This is a genomic window from Paenibacillus sp. BR2-3 (assembly GCF_046529485.1).
GTDB lineage: Bacteria > Bacillota > Bacilli > Paenibacillales > Paenibacillaceae > Paenibacillus_AQ.
In genome coordinates, this window is sequence record NZ_CP126311.1 from 2,410,937 (window position 1) to 2,430,834 (window position 19,898).

Here is a 19,898-nt window from a genome sequence, read left to right on the forward strand (position 1 = left end):
TGGATTCCTCTCTCTCTTGGGACCTGTGTGATAAAAAGAAAACGGGTGGAAGCCGAAAAACCTCCTACCCGTTTACTTTTCTTCCGGCGTAATACCGTGAATCGTATTATTGAATTTTTACTTTATGTTTTTCGTTTGCAGGGATTTTGACATAAAGAACTTTCTCTCCCGAATCGAAGTAGTAACCACTTGCCTTGGTGTTTAATTCTTCTGCACTGCCAGCTTTGGCATATTTGTCATTAGCGGCCTGTACTTTCTTAGGCTCTTCGGCATTATGCAGTTTAAGTGTATAGGACTTGATGTCCGACTTATAGTTTTGCGTTTTTTTGTCTTGCTCGAACTCGATGGATTTCCCTTTCTTTTCCACGCTGAATTCAGTTACATTGTATTCGCCCTGTTTGTAATCCAAAGTAGCGGCATCGTCCTCGTAGAAACTGTAGCTGGCCTCATCGTTCAGGTAAGCATCAAGAATCAGGTTCTCCAGTTTCTTCTCATCCGTATACTGCTCGACTTCCTGACGCGGGAGAATCGAATTGTTTTTTACGAATATAGGCAGTGTTCCAAGATCGGCATTGACTGTAATCGTCTGATTGCCGTTATACTCTTTACCTGTCCAGTAATCGATCCATGTCTCGCCTGACGGCAGATACACTTCACGGCTCGTTTGACCTTCTTGTACTACAGGAGCAAGCATAAGCGAATCGCCGAACATGAACTGGTCTTCAATGTTGTAGGTTTTCGCATCATCCTGGAACTGGTAAACAAGCGGCTGTTGAACCGGCTGGCCGTTATCGGCAGATTTCTTGAACTGATTATACAGGTAAGGCATCAGCTCATAACGCATTGAAATGTACTTGCGGCTGATATCTTCAACTTCCTTGCCGAATTGCCAAGGCTCCTGACCGCCTGCCAAACCGGACTTCGCACTGTTATCATAGTGGTCACGTGCGAACGGCAGGAACGCTCCTACCTCGATCCATCTTGCAAACAATTCAGGGGTCGGAACATTCCCCGGAGATTTCGCAAAGCCGCCGATATCATTTCCGACAAACGGAACACCGGACAAACCGACGTTAGCGTTCATCGGAATCGACATTTGCAAATGCTCCCAGTTACTTACGTTGTCCCCTGTCCAAAGCGCTGCATAGCGCTGGGTTCCCGCATACATGTCACGGGTTAATACGAATGGACGGGTATTCGGTTTATGTTTCAGGAAACCGTTATACGTCGCTTCCGCTTCATCATGTCCGTAAAGGTTATGATATTCCGTATGCAGCTTCTTCTCTCCGTTGTCGCCTTCAAACACGGTATCCAGCGGCATCGTATGGTTTGGACCATCAAACACAGCAGGTTCGTTCATGTCATTCCAGATCCCGTCAACCCCTTCATTAAGGACAGTGCCGAGATTATCGGCCCACCAATTGCGGACATCCTTCTTCAGGAAATTCGGGAAAGCGGATTTACCCGGCCATACTTCACCGATGAAGGTGGAGCCGTCAGGATTTTTCGCCCAGTAGTTATTTTTGGTTCCTTCTTGATAGATCCGGTAATTTTCATCCTGCTTGACCGCGGGATCATTGATCGTAATGGCGCGGAAGCCTTGTCCTTTCAATGTCTTAAGCGCTTGTTTATACTGGTCGTTCCAGGTGAACACGCGGTAGCCATCCATGTAGTCGATGTCAAAATGCATCGTATCGAGCGGAATTTGCTTCTCGCGGTATTCATTGGCCACGCTGACCAGCTCTTCCGGTGTGTATCCCCATTTACTTTGGTGGAATCCCAGCGACCACATCGGCGGGGTTTCCGATTTTCCGGTAAGCTCGGTGTATTTATCGATTACATCCCCGATTTCCGGGCCGTTGATGAAGTAATAAGTAAGAGTGCCGCCGTTGGCGTAGAAATAGTAATAATCGTCTTTCTCGCTGGCCATTTCATAGTAGGAGCGATAAGTATTGTCGAAGAAAATACCATAGGCCTTTTTATCTTTTAGTCCTATGAAGAAGGGAATGGACGTATACAGGTATTTTGTATTCTTGTTATAGGAGTAAGCGTCCGTATTCCACATGCCGAGACTTTTACCGCGTTTGTTCAACCCGCCGGATTGCTCGCCGAATCCATAGAAGTTTTCCTGGCTATCCGTTTTTTTGAACACATACGGCTTTCCGTCTTCATAGCCCACGCCTTCAGCCGCATCTTCGTTGATCACATTGCCCTGCTTGTCCAAAAATTTAACGCCGAACGGACTTTTGTTAATCTTCACTGTAATTTCATTCGTGGAGAGAGTGTATTCCTTGTCCGTTTCTTTTTTCTTAAAGCGTGGAGTGCTCCAATCCTTCTTGGCAATTCCCGGGGAGACAAATTCCGCTTCGCCATTTTTGACTACCGAGATTTTCGCCATGTCTTCTGCGAAGAGGCGGATATAGCCCTGATAGTCTCCTAAGTTCAACTTCACTCCATTGTCCAAAGCTTCTAACGATTGTACGGATAACGGCTTAAGATTCTGTTTGTTTAACGGGGTGTCCGCTTCAGGCTGCGTTTCAGCAAAAACCACATTTGCCGGTAGCACTGCCGCAGCCGTTCCTGACAGCAAGCTTAGGCATATAGCGGCTTGTGCCATTTTTTTCGACATGCTCAAAGACTTTAACTTGTTACGCATACATTTCTCTCTCCCTCTCCGATTCATCTGGTTAATTGCACACCCGGCCCCCGAACTGAACACTTCGGCTTCCGGTGCCTCTTTCAAATTAGCAAGTAAATCCGGCATGGACAATGGGGAATACCTCCTACGGGATTACCGGACATGTCAATAATCTAGTAAAAAAGCGTTTGCATATGTATGCTTAAAACCGGGTTAAATTAGCGCCAAGCCTGGAATCAAGCGTGGTTTCGTTTTTCTTTTGCCCAGCTGTTTGTTAATTCAATTTTTTCCATATATCTGGATATAAATGGGGAAATGTAGGTCTATGGAACTAGTGAAATGCAATTTTCGTTAATGCAGCACATACAGGTCAACCTTTTTTATTATTTCATTTCGAAAAATAGGACACTATAACCGCATTTATTTTGAAATAAAAGAAATGTATAACAAATTTCCAGATTTATGTTCCATTTTTTAGGAAAAAATAACGGGTGCAAAATCTATTGCTATTAAGAGAATATAAGACACCTTCGTATTTGTGAACGGATACATACGTGCAGCAGCAAAGAAAAGCGCGGTTTGGCTCGTGTGAATTGGCACTTGGAGCCATTTGATCCAAGGGTAGATCCATCAGATAATGTTTAAAAACGATCAATAGGAGTGAGTGTATGAGAACTGTAAGAATGCTTCGGGCGGCCGGGGCGATTGCGCTTTGCGCCGCTATGTGGATGACAACGGCATGTGAGAAAGCTTCCGTCAACATTCAGGACCAGCGAAACGATGACCGGGTTTATATCGGTTCCGTGCTTGAGGAGTTGTCTACGGACAAAGCGGCTTATCTGCCCGGGGAGGATGTTCAGTTTCATTTGAAGCTAAAGGAATCGGTTTCCGGTGAAACCTTCCATATTCGATATCTGCACATGAACGTGATCGTTAAAGAGGAAAGGCTGAAAGCGGAAGGTGATACACTGAGCTGGAACTGGGACCCGCCACAGGATGATGGCAAAGGGTACTTGGCTGAAGTGTTTTATGAGCAGGGGGGCAAGGCTGTCGATCAAATGAATATTGCTGTGGACGTTTCCTCTGACTGGGGGAAGTTTCCCCGTTACGGCTACCTGGCGGATTTTCCGCGTATGAATTTCGAGGAGATGTCCCGGGTAATCGGCCGTTTAAACCGGTTCCACATTAATGGCATCCAGTTCTATGATTGGCAGTACAAGCATCAGGAACCTATCCGTTTCGAAAACGGCAAGCCTGCTGCGGAATGGAATGATATTGCTAATCGTCCGGTTGCGCTGGACACGGTGAAGACTTATATTGACCTGTCCCACAGCCGCGGTATGAAGACGATGAACTACAATTTGTTATTCGGAGCTTATGCCGATGCGGAAAAGGACGGTGTGAAGAAGGATTGGGGGCTGTACAAGGATACAATCCATACAGAGCAGGATAAACATCCTCTTCCGGAAGAATGGGCCAGCGATATTCATATGTATGATCCCTCCAATCCAGGTTGGCAGGACTACCTGGTCGGCAAGGAAATGAAGACATTCGAGGAGCTTCCCTTTGACGGTTGGCATGTCGACCAGTTGGGGGACAGAGGAGAGCTGTGGAACTATGACGGGAACAGTGTCAACCTGGCTGAGACTTATCCGGCATTCTTAAAGGCCGCAAAGCAGAGGCTGGATGTTGATTATGTCATGAATGCCGTCGGCCAATTCGGCCAGGAATTTATTGCCCGTGAGGCTCCGGTTAAGTTTCTATACACCGAGGTTTGGGGTAATCATCCGGGATATCAAAATTTGAAAGAAATCATTGAGGAGAACTCCAGGTACAGCGGGAACCGGCTGAACACGGTATTGGCCGCATATATGAATTATCATTTATCCGATGCTCCGGGAGAGTTTAACACGCCGGGGATTCTGCTGACGGATGCGGTGATTTTTGCCTCAGGCGGCTCTCATCTGGAGCTTGGAGAAAACATGCTGTCCAAAGAATATTTCCCTCACCGCAATCTAAGCATTTCTCCGGCTTTGGAAGAACAGCTGATCCACTACTACGACTTTCTGGTCGCTTATCAGAATCTGCTGAGGGACAACATGGAGGATTCCGGACTGAAGGCCGAAGGGAAGGGGGAGATTGCTGTTTCCGATCAGGCGGAGCAAGGCAAGGTGTGGTCCTTTTCTAAACGGAAGGAGGACAAGGATATATTTCATTTTATCAATTTCACGGATGCTGCGACTATGGATTGGAAGGACGATCAGGGTACGCAGACAGAGCCGGCAGAGAGGGAGAATGTCACCGTTTTTGTGAGAACAGATCGACCGGTCGCCAAAGTTTGGTTCGCATCCCCTGATTATGATAACGGCTCGCCTCGATCCCTGGAGTTCTCGCAGCGTGACGGTGTGCTGGAGTGGAAGCTGCCGAAGCTGAAATATTGGGACATGGCGGTTGTCGAATATAAGGAGTAGCGTGCTCTTTCCTGTAAATAACATTGGTATTGCTGCTTTCATCCTGTACACTTTTATTAGAAAGACAACGAAATAGGAGAGACGGCATGCTTCATAAATTACGAATATCCAACCGTTTTACCGCCAAAATCATAGTGGTTCTCCTGCTCGTTATTTTAATTCCGACCATCTTCACCAGCTTGACCTTCTACTGGGTGTCGGACTCCATTCTGAAGAAAAACGTACGGGAGTCCACGCTTCAGATTGCCAAACAAACGGCGGAGTCGCTCTCTTTTATCCTGAATGTGGGGATCGATACTTCGGACTTTCTGTCCAGTGACCTGAACATCCAGCGGGCGGCGATACAATTAAACAGCAGTCCATCTTACGAAGAGAATTGGAATTATCAATATATTAATACCCTGCTGAACAATTACGTCTATTCCAACTCTTTCGTCAAAATCGTTTATCTATTGAAAGAGGAGGGCAGAGGATGGGGCAGCGGCAACTTTTCCGATTCCAGGTTTAAGGATATCCGTTTGTCGGAGCAGGAATGGGTGAAGGAAGCCAAGCGGAAGGACGGAGAGCTCGTCTGGCAGGGCCTGCAGTATGACCATTTCAGCGGAGGCGGGGTTAATACGGATTTGGTTGTGCCTGTGGGTAGGGTTCTGAAGGACTTTAATACGATGCGAAATATCGGGCTCGTGCAGGTTCATTTGGACGGGCAGTCGATTGTGGGTACAATCCGGCAGTTGAAGCTTGGGAAGACGGGGAAATTTTTCGTTGTGGATTCCGAGGGAAGAATCATGATCGATTCCAACCTGGACATGATTAACAAGAAAGTGAAAAATCCCGATTTATATAATAGCATAGTGGGCGATGACGCTGTGGAATTCGAGTTTGATATCAAGGGGGTACCATATTACGGGGTCAAGCAGCTGCTGAGCAACGGTTGGATGATTGTAGGGACTGTTCCAGTTGCTGAAATCAGCGGACAGCTGGAACGTCTCCAGACGTGGATCTTGTTGTCTTCCGCCGCGTTTTCCCTGATTGCTATCGGTATCGGACTTTTTATAGCCGGATGGGTAACCAAGCCTGTCGAACAATTGACCCAAAGTATGCTGCAAGTCCAAGATGGAGACCTGAAAGTGAGGGCGGTCGTCCGCACCTCCGATGAAATCGGCTTTTTGAGTATACAGTTTAACAAGATGCTCCATGAAATCGAGAATTTAATGCAGCAGGTAGAGAATGAACAGAGCGAGAAGCATCATGCGGAGCTTAGGGCTGTTATGCACCGGGTTCATCCTCACTTCCTGTACAATACGCTCAGCACACTGCGGTGGCTGATTGATTCCGGCCAAAATGACCGCGCCTCTCAAGTTCTGTCAGCACTCAACCATCTGCTTGAGGCTAACATGGGCAAAAGCGGGAGCATGATTACGGTGGAAGAGGAACTGGACATCATCCGGAAGTACTTGATTATTTTGGAGCTGCGTTACGAGAAAACCTTCCATCTGGCCCTGGACGTTGAACCCGGAACGGAGAAAATCATCATCCCGCGCATGCTGCTGCAGCCACTGGTGGAGAATTCCATATTTCATGGAATCGTCCCGAAGAATACGGGCGGCCGGATCTTGATAACGATTCGCGGTTGTGGCGAGGATCTGGAATTTATCATCAAGGATGACGGTTTAGGCATCGGCGATGACAAGCTGAGGGTACTGAACGAGCCGGGGAAGGCTATGGAGAATGGAGAAATCGGCATCGGCCTGCGCCATATCTATGACACACTACGGCTTTATTATGCGAAAGATTGGCAATGTCTTTTTGTAAGCAGTCCGGGGCAAGGGACGACCGTAAGGATTTTGTTAAAACGGATCAGGGGGGATCAACATGTATAGAGTTCTTATTGTTGATGACGAGCCTGTCATCCGCAACGGAATCAGCGCTTTTGTGGATTGGGAGAAGGAAGGGGCTTCGGTTGAAGATCATTACGCGAATGGTGTGGAGGCCCTTAATGCGCTGAAAAGTAAGTCTTTCGATATTCTGATCACGGATATCAAGATGCCTTTAATGAACGGCATTCAACTGATGAAGCATGCGCTGGCGGTTAACCCTAAATTAAAGGTGATCCTGATCAGTAATTACAGTGACTTTGAATACGTCAAAGAGGGTCTTCAGCTGGGCGCTGTCGATTACTTGTTAAAGCTGACTCTGAAGCGGGATGATCTTCTTGCCGTCCTTCGCCGCAGTATGTCCATGCTTGAGGAGGAAAGGAGAAAGGACTTCGAGCTGAATCATTTTCAACAGGGAGCCCTCTATCTGGAGCGAAAGCGTGTGGAACAGGAAGTTAAACGATGGATTATGCAAGAACAGACTTCCAGCGCATTAACCATTGCTGTCCCGACCTGGTTGGAACGGCCCTATGCCTGTGTTTATCTTATGCTGGACGCGGCTGAGGAATGGAGAGAAAATCTCGGCTATTTGTATGTACAGCTGCTGCTGGAAGAGCTTCAGGAAGCTTTTTATGAGCGGACAGAGGAAGGATATGCCCTGCAGGTAACTGAAAGCAGCCTCTTTATTTTTTTGCCGGATCACGATGGGGAGGTCGAACAACGGCTCCATCTGTGGAAGCAGCGGCTCGAAAGTAAATGGGGAGTTTCAACGTCGATCGGCTTCTCCGAGGAGCAAGGAGTATGCGGCATACTTACGGGATATACCGGAAGCCGTATGGCCTGCCAAAGACGGTTTTTCGAAGGTCTGGGCGGTTTGTATCGCAGGAGCGAATCGGAATCCTGTCATGAACTAACATTAACAAGCACAGAAGCGAGCCATGATTGGGCACTCTTCTTCGAGTTGATCCGCAGCGGTGAACCGGCTTCAATCGCCGTGGATTATGCGCTGGAGCGCTGGAAGAGAGGGGGACTGACCCCGGAACAAGTACAGGAAGAGGCATGCAGCCTCCTTACAGGTGTTTATCAGCTGCATGAGGACGAGGGTTCCTTGCTTTCGGAACAGCACGAACGGATTCGCAAGACGGAGACGCTGGAACAACTGGCATCGTTCATGGTTAGAGAGCTGGAGGCGATCGGCAAGTCTTTTATTCCCAAATTATCCGATAACGGTTACGGCGGACAGCTGATCACGAAGGCGCTGGAATATATAACTGCCCATTATACCGAGAACCTGACGCTCCAGAGCCTGGCGGATATCGTTCATCTCAGTAAAAGCTACTTCAGTCTATTATTCAAAAAACAAACCGGGAGAAACTTTATCGATTATCTGATCGAGCTGCGGATTCGGGAGGCGAAACGGCTGCTTGCACAGAATGACAGCCGCGTTTCCGATGTGGCCGGTGCTGCAGGCTTTAAAGACGTTAAATATTTCAGCAAGGTGTTCAAAAAAACAACAGGACTTACTCCGGTGGAGTATAGAGATAGCATGAAATAAAGGAGGATTTCCGTATTGGTCATCCGGTGGATACCCTTACTACTGATTCTGTTGTTAACGGCCGGGTGTGGAAGCACATCCGTGATCTCTAACCCCAAGCAAGTTCAAACTCTAGACGGGAATGGCAAAACCGTCATTACGTTCTGGCATACGTACAACGATGCGGAAACCCGGCTACTGGTTCAGGAGTTAATTCCGGCTTTTGAGCGGAATAATCCGAACATCAGGGTTAAATGTACTAACTTAGCCAACAATAACGAATTGAAATACAATCTTATTGCGCGCGCTTCCTCAAACCGTGGACCGGATGTGGTGCGTATGGATATTTCCTGGGTGCCGGAGTTTACACAAAAAGGGCTACTTGAGCCGTTAAACGGGCTGCCGGGTTTTGAAGCTCTGAAACCTGTCTTTCATCAGAAGGCTATGAGCGTGGGTCATTATAAGAACCAATACTACTCCCTGCCGCTCAACTTATATACCAAGTCGGCGATTTTTAACCGGAAGCTTCTGATGCGGGCAGGACGTACAGAGGCTCCGCGCTCCATGAGTGAAGTTCTGGAGCTTGCCCGTAAGCATCGGTACACCATTGGCCTTGGCGGGCTGGAGGCCTGGGATACGCTCCCCTATATCTACAGTCTCGGAGGTTCGTTCATGAACGAGAATTTCACCAGGGCTTCCGGATATTTAAATGGTGAAGACACCGTCCGTGCCGTGGAGATGCTGGCAGGTCTATACAAGGAACACCTCATTCACCTCTCGGCCGCGACCCTTAACAGCGACAACTGGGAGGCAGTGCGGAGCGGAAACATGCTTGTAACGGATGAAGCGCCGTGGTTCTACAGTTTGTTGAAGGATTCGGAGATCCATGATGCCCTTAAGCAAACCCTCCCCGCGCCTTTTCCACAGGGGAAGGGTCCGTCTTCCATTATTGGCGGTGAAAACCTGGTCATTCTGAAAGGCAGCAGGCATCCTGCTGAAGCCTGGGCATTTATGAAATGGATGACGGGAAAGGAAGCACAGCTTATTATGGCGCGAGCCGGATTGATCCCGACCAACAGGGAAGCGGTTCAAGCTTTGAGCGTGAGCACGGATTCGTACCTGTATCCTTATGTCGAGGCAATGGATGATACCTTTCTGCGGCCGCCTGTGAAGAACTGGAGCAAAATAGAAGAAGTGTATACCTTATATCTGCACAAAATATTTCTCGGTAAATTATCCGTTAAGGATGGATTGGACGATGCTGCCTCTGAAATAGATACGCTTTTGGCAGATTCGAATTAGGGTAATGGATTATGTAAGCACGTTAAAAATCGCTCTATGGATCGAATGGATCTCTATAGAGCGATTTTTTATATAACTGGTTTTCTACCGAAAAGATTATTCTTCAACTAAGATCCCTACGGGGACTGTTTGCTCATTCTCCGACTGGGCCAGCGGATATATTCTTGCCATTCCGGTGTCTTCATCCACGTGCTGAATATAGATCTGTACCCCTTTGTAAGTGACGTTCTCCATGACTGGTGAAGCGGCGATTTCTTTGGCTCTCTGTGAATTCATAATTTTTACATACCTCCTTGTATTAGATCGTCCTGATTATTGTCACACTAATAAGAAGAATTATTCATGAGTCCGCGCGGCATTGGTATATATCTTAAATTTTAGGTATTATTAACGATGGCCTGTTTTATATAAGAAAGGGTGAGTAGAATGAGCGGGGGCATTAACATTTTGGGGGACATTACCATTTTTATTTCACCCGATTACTCCATCAGAAATGTGAACAAATCCATCTTTAATTTTTTGCAGTATACAGAGGAACAGCTCATCGGTAAGCCGGTCGGCCAAATTTTACCCGATTATAACCTGGATTTGCTGCGCAGCCAGGATTATCTGCCGTTCAAAGACACGGAGATTATCAACCAAAACGGGGATAGAATTCCAATGGCTGTATCGGCCTCAGCTATTCGGGATGATCAACAGCAATTAATCGGTATATGGATGCTTCTTAACCATACCGATAGTTATAAAGAAGACAAGGTGACGCTTAGGGATTTGGAACAGAGATATCGGGCAATGACAGACCACGCGCTCGACGCAGTGATCGTGATGAATTCGATGGGAATGGTTACGGAGTGGAACAAGCGGGCGGAGATTGAATTTGGTTGGCTGGAAGAAGAAGCGGTTGGACAAAACCTCGGAGATCTTATTATTCCGGTTGAATACCGGGAACATCATAAAAAAGGATTGGCCCGTTTCGTACATACTGGCGAGGGGCGGATTTTGAACAAGCGGATGGAGTTAAGCGCCCTGCATCGGTATGGACACGCCTTCCCTATAGAATTGACCGTTACACCCATCCGGTGGGGAAAGTCGTTTATATTTAATGCTTTTGTCAGAAACATCACGGAACGAAAGACCAACGAACAAGAATTGATTTTGGCAAAAGAAATCGCCGAAGCCGGCACCAAAGCAAAAAGTGAGTTTCTTGCCACGATCAGCCATGAGATTCGAACACCGTTAAACGGGATTATTGGGATGACCCATTTGTTAAAGGATACCGAACTAAACCCGGAACAAGAAGAATACGTCGATTATCTGATCAAGAGTGAGGATGCTTTAATTTCTGTTATTAATGATGTCCTGGACTACTCGAAAATTGAATCGGGAAATGTTGAACTTAACGTTGAACCTTTTGAGCTGAAAGCCTGTATTCTGGAAACCTTCGATCTGCTGTCCACCATGAATCAGGAAAAACAACTGAAGATGAGCTACTCTATTGATTCGGATATTCCCTCTGTTCTGGTTGGGGATTTAGGTCGACTTAGACAGGTGATGATTAATTTAGTAGGAAACGCTGTGAAGTTTACCGAGCAGGGAGGGATCCATATTGAGGCAAGGCTGCTGGAACAGGAGCGGGATGAATTCACAACCATCAAGATTTCCGTGCAGGATACCGGGATTGGGATCCCAAAGGAGCTGGCGGTGAAGCTTTTTGAGCCATTTTCCCAGCTGGATTCATCCAACACACGTAAATACGGCGGCACCGGATTAGGACTCGCGATCAGCAAAAAACTGGTCCAGCTTATGGGCGGGGACATCTGGCTCGAAGAGAGTGACCGGCGAGGGGCGTGTTTTTCATTCACTGTAGCGCTTAAGGGGGATTCCAGCGGAGACCAGATAGAGAAAAGCCGTTCCGGTGAAAACAACAAAAAGGCTCAAACGGCTGAAGTGAGACTCCTGATTGCTGAAGATAATATTGTAAATCAAAAGGTGCTGCTAAAAATGCTGAATAATCTGGGCTTTACCGCGGATATTGCCAATACGGGAGTCGAGGTTCTGGAATGCGTTCAACGAAAGGACTATGACCTTGTCCTCATGGATATCCAAATGCCTGAAATGGACGGTATTGAAGCAACGAAGAGAATTCGGCAGCTGATCCCCCCCTATAAACGTCCGAAAGTGATAGCAGTTACCGCCAATGCTTTTCAAAGTGATAAGGAAAAATATTTGACTGCGGGCCTAGACGACTACATCAGCAAACCGGTTAGATTGGAACAATTAAAGAGTGTGCTAAGCAGGCTTATTAAATATTGATAACTTCTTACTCCACCTGCCGGTTACAGGAAAATTATAGTATACTCAATGAAGTGCCATTTAATTGAGAAACGGGGTAACCAGGTATGAGTAAAAAGAAACCGCCAGTTCTTTTCCTCCTGAACAAACATCTTCTTCCGGTATTAGGGGCGCGCCGCTACTTTTTTATAGCAGGTTTAGTAATAGCAGCCCCTGGATATCGCCGCCGATTCCGCAGCTCTGCTGACGATAATGGGCTAAAGGAATTTAAAAAAACATTCTTATTGGTCGGTGCGTTGTATCATGAGTTGGTCAAAATCGTGGGCGAGGAAGTCGCCATTCGGACCACTACGCACTTTCTAACAGATGTAGCAAATGCTGTCCAACGCAATTGGTACATACCCCCAACGAACAGTCCCCGCTCTTTTGAAGCTTTTCATGACGAACACGAACATCAAATGCAGCATGGTCTTATCCGTCATAATGTTCACGATGAAATTATAGCAGACAACAATCAGTATCAATTTCACATTACTCGTTGTTTGTTTCATGAAGCTTTCAGCGATATGGGGTTTCCTTGGTTGACCGAAGTTTTCTGTCACTCGGATGAGGTAGTGTTTAACGAATATTCACCGGATATGAGTTTTCACCGCGGGGATGACAAAGAAAATACGATTGCCCGGGGCGCTAAACAGTGCACCTTTATCTTCCGGAAACTAAACTGACGCCCTATGCGATAACAACAAATACTTCTATAAAGTGGGCATCCTTGAAAGTGTAGAAATATGAGTATATTCAAGAAACAAAGGAGAATTTTCTATTCCCGGAGAATAAAGCCAATGATAATATCATGTATGAAAAACAGTATTAGCCAAATCAAAGGGAGGGTTTTCTGAAATGAAAAAGCTTTTGAAAGCGATTCCACTCATGCTCGTTGTTCTGATGCTAACAGCAATCGTATCAGCGTGCGGAAATAGTGGCAGCAAGGTCGATGTGGGGATCGTATTGCCAACTAAAGATGAACCTAGATGGGTTCAGGATGAGCAAAGATTTAAAGATGAATTAAAGGGTACTAAATACTCGGTAGAAATCCTGTTTAGCCAAGGGTCTTCCGCTAAAGAGAAAGAAAATGTGGATTCCTTAATCGCGAAAGGCATCAAAGTTCTTATCATTAGCCCTCAAGACGGCGACGCAGCAGCAGCTTCCGTTGAAGCAGCTCAAAAAGCAGGCATCAAGGTTATCTCTTATGACCGTTTGATCACCAATACAGATGCAGTTGATTACTATGTAACCTTTGACAGTGTGGCTGTAGGTAAAGCTCAAGCTCAATACTTGGTTGATAATGCTAAAGGCAGCGGCCAACCACTGTACCTGTACGCAGGTGCCGCTTCGGATAACAACGCATTTTTGTTCTTCGAAGGCGCTTGGACAGTTCTGCAACCTAAGATCGCTGACGGCACTTTCAAAATTGCCAACTCCAGCGAAGCTGTAACTTTGCAGGATAAAGCTGAGCTTTCCCGTGAAGAGCTGAGTAAAATCATCAGCCAGGTAACTACAAACTGGGATCCCAGCGAAGCCAAGAACAAAGCTCAAACTCACTTGACAGCTGCCGCTGCCGACCAAAAAGGCGATGTAGCGATCCTGGCTCCAAATGATGGTACTGCACGTTCAATCGCTGACGTATTCGCTACGGACAGTGCAATCACGAGCTTCGTAGTAACAGGCCAAGATGCTGAAAAAGCTTCCATCCAATACGTTATTGACGGCAAACAATCGATGACCGTATTTAAAGATGTTCGGAACCTTGTTAAAGATGCAATGGGCATGGCCGTAACCATTCTGGATGGCAAAGAGCCTGAAACGACCGGTTCTTATAACAACGGTAAAGTGGATGTGCAAGCTAAACAAACCGACGTTATCGTAGTTGACAAAGACAATGTTAAAGCATCGCTTATTGATTCCAAGTACTATGAAGCCAGCGAATTCACAGGTCTATAATCGCACATAAACATAGCTTGGACGGAATAGTGATAGATACGTCTATCACTATTCCTCTATTCTATGACTTGTTTTGTTAAGGAGTGTAGGTTAATGAATCCATACATTTTAGAAATGAACAATATCTCCAAAGAATTTACGGGTGTAAAAGCGCTCTCCAATGTTAATTTCAAGGTGAATAAAGGTGAAATTCATTGTTTGATCGGCGAGAACGGCGCTGGCAAATCAACCTTAATGAAGGTTCTTAGCGGTGTATATCCTCATGGAACTTATTCAGGGGATATCATCTTTGAAGGCAATGTGCAGAGTTTCTCGAGAATCAGCGACAGTGTAAAAACAGGCATTGCAATTATTTATCAAGAGCTTGCGTTGTTTCCTGACCTTACGGTTTATGAGAATATTTTCGCGGGCAATGAAGTGAAAAAGGGTTCGCTCGTGGACTGGAATCAGACGATTGTTAAAGCCAAAGAAATGCTGAAGAAAGTAAATCTTAATGTAAACCCTGAAGTTCTGATCAAGGATCTTGGCGTAGGCAAGCAGCAGCTAGTTGAAATCGCCAAAGCATTAAGCAAGGATGTCAAGCTGCTCATTCTGGACGAACCGACAGCTGCGCTTAATGAAGACGACAGCGAAAATCTGCTCCAGCTGCTTAGAGAACTGAAAACCCAGGGAATAACAAGCATTATGATTTCCCATAAGCTGAAAGAAGTCATCGCGATTGCGGACCAAGTCACCGTTCTCCGCGATGGCCGTACGATTTGTACTCTCGATGCTGCCAAAAATGAAATCTCCGAAAGCGTAATTATCAAGAACATGGTCGGCCGTGAAATCGATGATATCTATCCTAAGCGCAGCAATCAACAATTTGGCGGGAAGGTGCTGGAAATCCGGAATTGGACGGCATTTGATCCCAAGCTGGGCCGGGATGTGGTGAAAGAAGCCAATCTCAATGTGAGAAAAGGGGAAATCGTCGGTATAGCAGGCTTGATGGGCTCAGGACGTACAGAACTGGCACAGAGCATTTTCGGCAACCCGAAAGGTTATAAAGTAAGTGGCGAATTATTTATGGACGGTGTCAAAAAAGGTTTTAAAAATCCCAAAGACGCAATTAATGCGGGAATCGCTTATGTTACGGAAGATCGTAAAGGTGACGGCCTATTTTTGATACAGGATATCAAACAAAATATTTCCGTCAGTAATCTGAGTGCGATTGCCCCGCAAGGAGTAATCAACATCAATGAAGAAGTGAAAGTTTCCAACGAATACAAAAAATCAATAAATATAAAAGCGCCGTCGGTTGAACAACTGGTCGGCAATTTAAGCGGCGGGAACCAGCAGAAGGTATCCTTGGGCAAGTGGTTATTTGTTAATCCCAGCGTGCTTATACTGGATGAACCTACACGGGGCATTGATGTGGGAGCTAAATTTGAAATTTATACGATCATGAACAAATTGATCAGTGAAGGCATGAGCATCATCATGATTTCATCCGAGCTGACTGAAGTATTAGGCATGAGCGATCGTGTGTACGTTATGGCTGAAGGGAAAATCAAAGGTGAATTGCCTGTAAAAGAAGCGGACCAAGAAAAAATAATGAAGCTTGCTACGCAATAGGAGGAAGACCGGTGAAATTACTTAATGAAGCGAAGTCGTTGATCAAGGTTAACATTCGGGATTATGGGATGTATATTGCTTTATTCGTCATTATGCTGACTTTTTCAATTATGACCGATGGACTGTTTATGTCATCACGGAATATCAGTAACCTTATCGATGCCACAGGTTATATTGCTGTTTTGGCGGTGGGGATGACGTTGGTCATTGTTATTCGGCATATTGATTTATCTGTCGGCTTTGCGGCCGGATTTCTGGGAGCTATAGCAGCAATCCTTCTTACCCAGGCAGGAGTATCCGTGTTTATCACAATCCCGGCTATCCTGGTAATGGGAATAATCGTCGGCATGTTTAATGGTTTTCTGGTTGCTCGAATGGGAATTCCTTCGTTCGTTGCCTCATTGGCCGGTATGTTGATATTCAGGGGGGCCCTGCTGCGGGTAACTGAAAAAACCGGAACGATCATTGTTAAGGATGAACAATTTAACGCCTTAGGCAATGGATTCATTCCATCGATCGCAAAAGTGGGCCAGTTGAATCTGCTGTCCCTGATCATTGGGGCATTGATTATCGTTCTGTTCATTTACTTTGAGTTCTCCAAGCGAAATAATAAACTCAAATATAATTTTGAAGTCATTTCGAATGGCATGTTTGCAGTAAAAATCGTTTTCGTATCCGCTATCATTGCCTATATCACCTGGATATTAGCGGGTTACAACGGATTTTCATGGACTGTGGTTATTGTGATGCTCGTCGTCGTAATCTATCACTTCCTGACAACGTCTACCGTAGTTGGACGGCATATTTATGCCGTCGGAAGCAATCCGGAAGCCGCACATTTAAGCGGAATCAGCGTTAAGAAAATTACGTATATTGTGTTCGGTTCCATGGGTATGTTGTCTGCTTTGTCCGGTATACTGTTTACTTCCCGCTTGCAATCCGCTACAACGACCGCAGGTACTTTATTTGAACTTGATGCGATTGCAGCTGCCTATGTAGGCGGCGTATCGGCTGCCGGCGGGATAGGTAAAATAACAGGCTCCATCATTGGTGCGGTCGTAATGGCGTCCCTTTCCAGCGGTATGAATTTACTCGGAGTCGGAATTTCCTATCAGTACATGATCCGTGGCGGTGTGCTCGCTGCCGCTGTTATCTTCGATGTTATCACCCGTAAACAAAGAGCGTAGTTCATAGTTCTGCAAGGCAGTTAAGAGTACGCCGGAGCGCTGACAGGCAGCGCTCCGGCGTTTTTTGTGTATATATCTCATTTTACAATGAGTTTCTCAAAGGCAGGCTCATCGTATCTATCACCCTGTACAAGCCATTGCCCCTTAACATCAAAAAGAGTCAGTATACCCTCCATGGGAATACGTTTATTTTCCTTGCCTTCCTGATCCAACAATAAAAGGTCCAAGGTATATTCTAACTCGATAATACCCTTCTTTTGCTTTTCAACATTAAAGTGAAGGTTCTCCGGTTTTAAAGAAAGCTTCTGTTTATGGGCAATTTGCAAAGGTAAAAGTGTGTAACGGGTATCGGCCGCCTTTTTAAAAAAGTATTCCGTAAAAAAGGGTTTCATCTCTTCATTTCGTTTTTGAACGGATTCGTCGGACAGTATATCCTCAGAAGCCTTAATGTCATATTCCACATTTATGTATTTCTCTGCTGCTTTTACAGCGTTGTCTACTTCTGCAGTTGCTTTGTCATCATTCGATGCAGTTTCATTGCATCCCGTAATTAACGCGAGTGAAAGAAAAATTATTCCAAACAACCATGGACATTTTCGCATAGAAGTCCCCCTGAAATAAAAGTTGAAATATTAAACGTGTTAGAATACATAACACAATTAGGTGAAATCTGTTAATATTTTGATATTAAACATTACAATGTGATTAAAATTGACATCTAAGTATAGACAAGCTCGTTTTCTGTATGTATTATAAGGCTAAATCTACGATATTGTATACAATTATACAATTATACTTTTGAAGGCGAGAACTATATAAACCGAACTAAAGAATTAAATGATGAAAAGGGGAGAGTAAGGGAGGGGAAGTTTGGAACTGTAGGAGCGATAGCGACCGCCTTTGTCCCCGAATGTTCACCGCAGCAAGCGGTTAATCCAAAACATCTGGGGATGGGCAGCGGCCGGAAGTCCAAACATTCTCCGTAGTTACGGGTGAATACCCTTAGCATTGAACAAAATCTTTAGTTTATCCTATATAGCAGCATATTGATTAGGGGATGGATTTATGAACAATTCTGTTATGCGAACGCGAAGGTTATCAAAGGACACCACTTATTTTGCATTAAAACAAAAAATTATTGATAACGAGTTGAAGCCTGATCAAATCGTGCATGAAGAAAACTTGGCAGCTTTGCTGGGAGTTAGCCGCACGCCTTTAAGAGAGGCTATACAAAGATTAGAGAACGAGGAGTTTCTCGTTCGGCAACCGAATGGAAGGTTGAGAGTGGCGTCCGTAACAATGAAAGAGGTTGAAGAAATATTTCTTATTCGCAGCATGCTGGAAGGTTATATTGCCAAGAATGCCGCTAAACATGCCACGGATAAACATATTCAAAACTTAACGGCCATGATTGAAAATATGAAACGGTCTTTTCGGTCAGGCGACACTCAGGATTTTGTTTCCTACGGCTTTGAATTCCATGATTATTTATCTGAAATGAGTGATCTTAAAACATTTGTGAAAATTTTGAATCACTTAAGAGATCATGCGCTTCGCTATTGCCGATTTGTTACCATGCATGGAGATTGGAGCACACAGGCAGATGAAGAGCACAACCTGATCTTACAAATGATAGCCGACAAGAATGAAGACGGCGCGGAAAAAGCGATGCAGGATCATATATTAAGCAGTCTAGCCTCTGCATTGGGGAGATTAAAAGGAATTCAAGCAAACAGGGAGGATTGAGTTTTACATGAAAAGAGAATGGAGTATGGATACGAAGATTATTCATGAAAGCCAGTTTCCCGACCCTCAAACAGGCGCCATCTCTCAAAGCATCGTACCTGCAGTCGCTTATGCGTTCCCTGATGCAGAAACAGCAGCAGCCGTTGTATCTGGTGAGGAGGAAGGTGTTTATTACGGCAGATACGGAAATCCTACATCCCGCACATTGGAAAAAAAGATCGCTGCACTAGAAGGTGGAGAAGATGCTTTGGGAGTTTCCAGTGGAATGGCGGCAATCTCCATTGCTCTGCTCGGTTTTTTGAAGCATGGGGATCATGTCCTTGTAACCAAGGATGTTTATGGAGGCACCTATAACTTCCTGACTTCTTTGGCACCTCGATTTGGCATCCAATTTGATTTTGTCGACTGTACGGATATAGATTCCATGATTAAGGCTATTCAGCCAAATACAAAAGCAGTTTATATTGAAACTCCTTCTAATCCAAAATTAACAATCCTTGATATTGGAAAAATTACAGAAGCCTGCCAAACCTGTCAGCTGCCCGTCATTGTCGATAACACATTTATGAGCCCTTGCTTACAAAAGCCTTTGGAACTTGGGGCCGATGTTGTGGTACACAGCGCTACTAAATATATTAATGGCCATGGGGATGTGTTGGCTGGATTTATTGTAGGAAAAAAAGACATTATCCAGTTTATGAGAAAGAAACTGATGGGTGATTTGGGGCAAAACTTAAATGCCTGGGACGCTTTCTTGATTTTAAGAGGAATGAAAACAATGGCCTTACGGGTAGAAAAGCATTGCAGCAACGCCCAGAAGATTGCTGAATACCTCGAAGTTCATCCTTTCATCGATAAAGTCTTTTATCCAGGTTTAGAGTCACATCCTCAACATAAGCTGGCCAAAAAGCAAATGAAGGGAATGGGAGGGATTGTTTCTTTCGAAGTAAAGGGAGGCCTGGTTGAGGGGAAAAGATTCATAAACTCACTGAAATTAGCGATGATTTCATTCAGCTTGGGAGATCCGGAAACATTGGTACAGCATCCGGCATCTATGACTCATGCTTCTATTCCAAAGGAAGAAAGAATGAAATTCGGGATTACGGACGGATTAATTCGTGTTTCGGTCGGGTTAGAAGATGCGAATGATATTATCCGAGATTTCGATCAAGCTCTTACAGCTCTATTTTCTACTTCTGAAACGAAAACAATAACGAAATAAGCATAGTGCTGACAAAACTT

General features: G+C 45.3%; 14 protein-coding genes. 11 read left to right on the forward strand and 3 right to left on the reverse strand.

Annotated elements, in window-relative coordinates; genetic code table 11:
- Positions 1-106: 106 nt before the first annotated feature.
- On the reverse strand, positions 107-2,629 hold the full coding sequence (locus tag PaeBR_RS11455) for a glycoside hydrolase family 31 protein (RefSeq protein ID WP_410514928.1): 2,523 nt from the start codon (positions 2,627-2,629) through the stop codon (positions 107-109).
- Positions 2,630-3,306: 677 nt separating this feature from the next.
- Between PaeBR_RS11455 and PaeBR_RS11460 the strand changes: the two genes are divergently transcribed.
- The 4 genes from PaeBR_RS11460 (at position 3,307) to PaeBR_RS11475 (ending at position 9,819) form a co-directional block, all read left to right on the forward strand.
- Positions 3,307-5,109: a glycoside hydrolase family 66 protein gene (locus tag PaeBR_RS11460; RefSeq protein WP_410514929.1), complete on the forward strand. Its 1,803-nt coding sequence runs from the start codon at positions 3,307-3,309 to the stop codon at positions 5,107-5,109.
- A gap of 86 nt (positions 5,110-5,195) precedes the next feature.
- Positions 5,196-6,989 carry a sensor histidine kinase gene (locus PaeBR_RS11465; protein WP_410514930.1) on the forward strand — a complete coding sequence of 598 codons (1,794 nt, stop codon included), beginning with the start codon at positions 5,196-5,198 and terminating at the stop codon, positions 6,987-6,989.
- Positions 6,982-8,538: a response regulator gene (locus PaeBR_RS11470; protein WP_410514931.1), complete on the forward strand. Its 1,557-nt coding sequence runs from the start codon at positions 6,982-6,984 to the stop codon at positions 8,536-8,538. Before PaeBR_RS11465 ends, PaeBR_RS11470 begins: the two co-directional genes overlap by 8 nt.
- 15 nt (positions 8,539-8,553) lie before the next feature.
- On the forward strand, positions 8,554-9,819 hold the full coding sequence (locus PaeBR_RS11475) for an extracellular solute-binding protein (RefSeq protein ID WP_410514932.1): 1,266 nt from the start codon (positions 8,554-8,556) through the stop codon (positions 9,817-9,819).
- 96 nt (positions 9,820-9,915) lie between these two features.
- On the opposite strand, the gene PaeBR_RS11480 is transcribed toward PaeBR_RS11475, so the two are convergent.
- On the reverse strand, positions 9,916-10,095 hold the full coding sequence (locus tag PaeBR_RS11480; RefSeq protein ID WP_410514933.1) for an H-type small acid-soluble spore protein: 180 nt from the start codon (positions 10,093-10,095) through the stop codon (positions 9,916-9,918).
- 150 nt (positions 10,096-10,245) lie between these two features.
- Here PaeBR_RS11480 and PaeBR_RS11485 point away from each other — a divergent pair, with 150 nt between their 5' ends.
- The 5 genes from PaeBR_RS11485 (at position 10,246) to PaeBR_RS11505 (ending at position 16,910) form a co-directional block, all read left to right on the forward strand.
- On the forward strand, positions 10,246-12,132 hold the full coding sequence (locus tag PaeBR_RS11485; protein WP_410514934.1) for a PAS domain S-box protein: 1,887 nt from the start codon (positions 10,246-10,248) through the stop codon (positions 12,130-12,132).
- An 86-nt stretch (positions 12,133-12,218) separates the two neighbouring features.
- Positions 12,219-12,836 carry an L-2-amino-thiazoline-4-carboxylic acid hydrolase gene (locus tag PaeBR_RS11490; RefSeq protein WP_410514935.1) on the forward strand — a complete coding sequence of 206 codons (618 nt, stop codon included), beginning with the start codon at positions 12,219-12,221 and terminating at the stop codon, positions 12,834-12,836.
- Positions 12,837-13,008: 172 nt separating this feature from the next.
- On the forward strand, positions 13,009-14,109 hold the full coding sequence (locus PaeBR_RS11495) for a sugar ABC transporter substrate-binding protein (RefSeq protein WP_410514936.1): 1,101 nt from the start codon (positions 13,009-13,011) through the stop codon (positions 14,107-14,109).
- A 93-nt stretch (positions 14,110-14,202) separates the two neighbouring features.
- The gene (locus PaeBR_RS11500) at positions 14,203-15,723 is read left to right on the forward strand and encodes an ATP-binding cassette domain-containing protein (protein ID WP_410514937.1); all 1,521 of its coding nucleotides are present in this window, start codon (positions 14,203-14,205) and stop codon (positions 15,721-15,723) included.
- Between the two features lie 11 nt (positions 15,724-15,734).
- Complete coding sequence (locus PaeBR_RS11505) at positions 15,735-16,910, forward strand: sugar ABC transporter permease (RefSeq protein ID WP_410514938.1); 1,176 nt, start codon at positions 15,735-15,737, stop codon at positions 16,908-16,910.
- 77 nt (positions 16,911-16,987) lie between these two features.
- Here the strand turns inward: PaeBR_RS11505 and PaeBR_RS11510 are convergent, their stop codons facing one another.
- Complete coding sequence (locus PaeBR_RS11510; protein ID WP_410514939.1) at positions 16,988-17,512, reverse strand: hypothetical protein; 525 nt, start codon at positions 17,510-17,512, stop codon at positions 16,988-16,990.
- A 463-nt stretch (positions 17,513-17,975) separates the two neighbouring features.
- On the opposite strand from PaeBR_RS11510, the gene PaeBR_RS11515 reads away from it, so the two are divergent.
- On the forward strand, positions 17,976-18,656 hold the full coding sequence (locus PaeBR_RS11515) for a GntR family transcriptional regulator (RefSeq protein ID WP_410514940.1): 681 nt from the start codon (positions 17,976-17,978) through the stop codon (positions 18,654-18,656).
- A 7-nt stretch (positions 18,657-18,663) separates the two neighbouring features.
- Positions 18,664-19,878 carry a trans-sulfuration enzyme family protein gene (locus tag PaeBR_RS11520; protein WP_410514941.1) on the forward strand — a complete coding sequence of 405 codons (1,215 nt, stop codon included), beginning with the start codon at positions 18,664-18,666 and terminating at the stop codon, positions 19,876-19,878.
- Positions 19,879-19,898 lie beyond the last annotated feature (20 nt).

What these genes read in the sequence shown, in the direction of transcription:
- PaeBR_RS11455 (WP_410514928.1), bottom strand. Translation starts at nt 2,629, where the DNA reads ATGTCGAAAAAAATGGCACAAGCCGCTATATGCCTAAGCTTGCTGTCA.
- PaeBR_RS11460 (WP_410514929.1), top strand. Translation starts at nt 3,307, where the DNA reads ATGAGAACTGTAAGAATGCTTCGGGCGGCCGGGGCGATTGCGCTTTGC.
- PaeBR_RS11465 (WP_410514930.1), top strand. Translation starts at nt 5,196, where the DNA reads ATGCTTCATAAATTACGAATATCCAACCGTTTTACCGCCAAAATCATA.
- PaeBR_RS11470 (WP_410514931.1), top strand. Translation starts at nt 6,982, where the DNA reads ATGTATAGAGTTCTTATTGTTGATGACGAGCCTGTCATCCGCAACGGA.
- PaeBR_RS11480 (WP_410514933.1), bottom strand. Translation starts at nt 10,095, where the DNA reads ATGAATTCACAGAGAGCCAAAGAAATCGCCGCTTCACCAGTCATGGAG.
- PaeBR_RS11485 (WP_410514934.1), top strand. Translation starts at nt 10,246, where the DNA reads ATGAGCGGGGGCATTAACATTTTGGGGGACATTACCATTTTTATTTCA.
- PaeBR_RS11490 (WP_410514935.1), top strand. Translation starts at nt 12,219, where the DNA reads ATGAGTAAAAAGAAACCGCCAGTTCTTTTCCTCCTGAACAAACATCTT.
- PaeBR_RS11495 (WP_410514936.1), top strand. Translation starts at nt 13,009, where the DNA reads ATGAAAAAGCTTTTGAAAGCGATTCCACTCATGCTCGTTGTTCTGATG.
- PaeBR_RS11500 (WP_410514937.1), top strand. Translation starts at nt 14,203, where the DNA reads ATGAATCCATACATTTTAGAAATGAACAATATCTCCAAAGAATTTACG.
- PaeBR_RS11510 (WP_410514939.1), bottom strand. Translation starts at nt 17,512, where the DNA reads ATGCGAAAATGTCCATGGTTGTTTGGAATAATTTTTCTTTCACTCGCG.
- PaeBR_RS11515 (WP_410514940.1), top strand. Translation starts at nt 17,976, where the DNA reads ATGAACAATTCTGTTATGCGAACGCGAAGGTTATCAAAGGACACCACT.
- PaeBR_RS11520 (WP_410514941.1), top strand. Translation starts at nt 18,664, where the DNA reads ATGAAAAGAGAATGGAGTATGGATACGAAGATTATTCATGAAAGCCAG.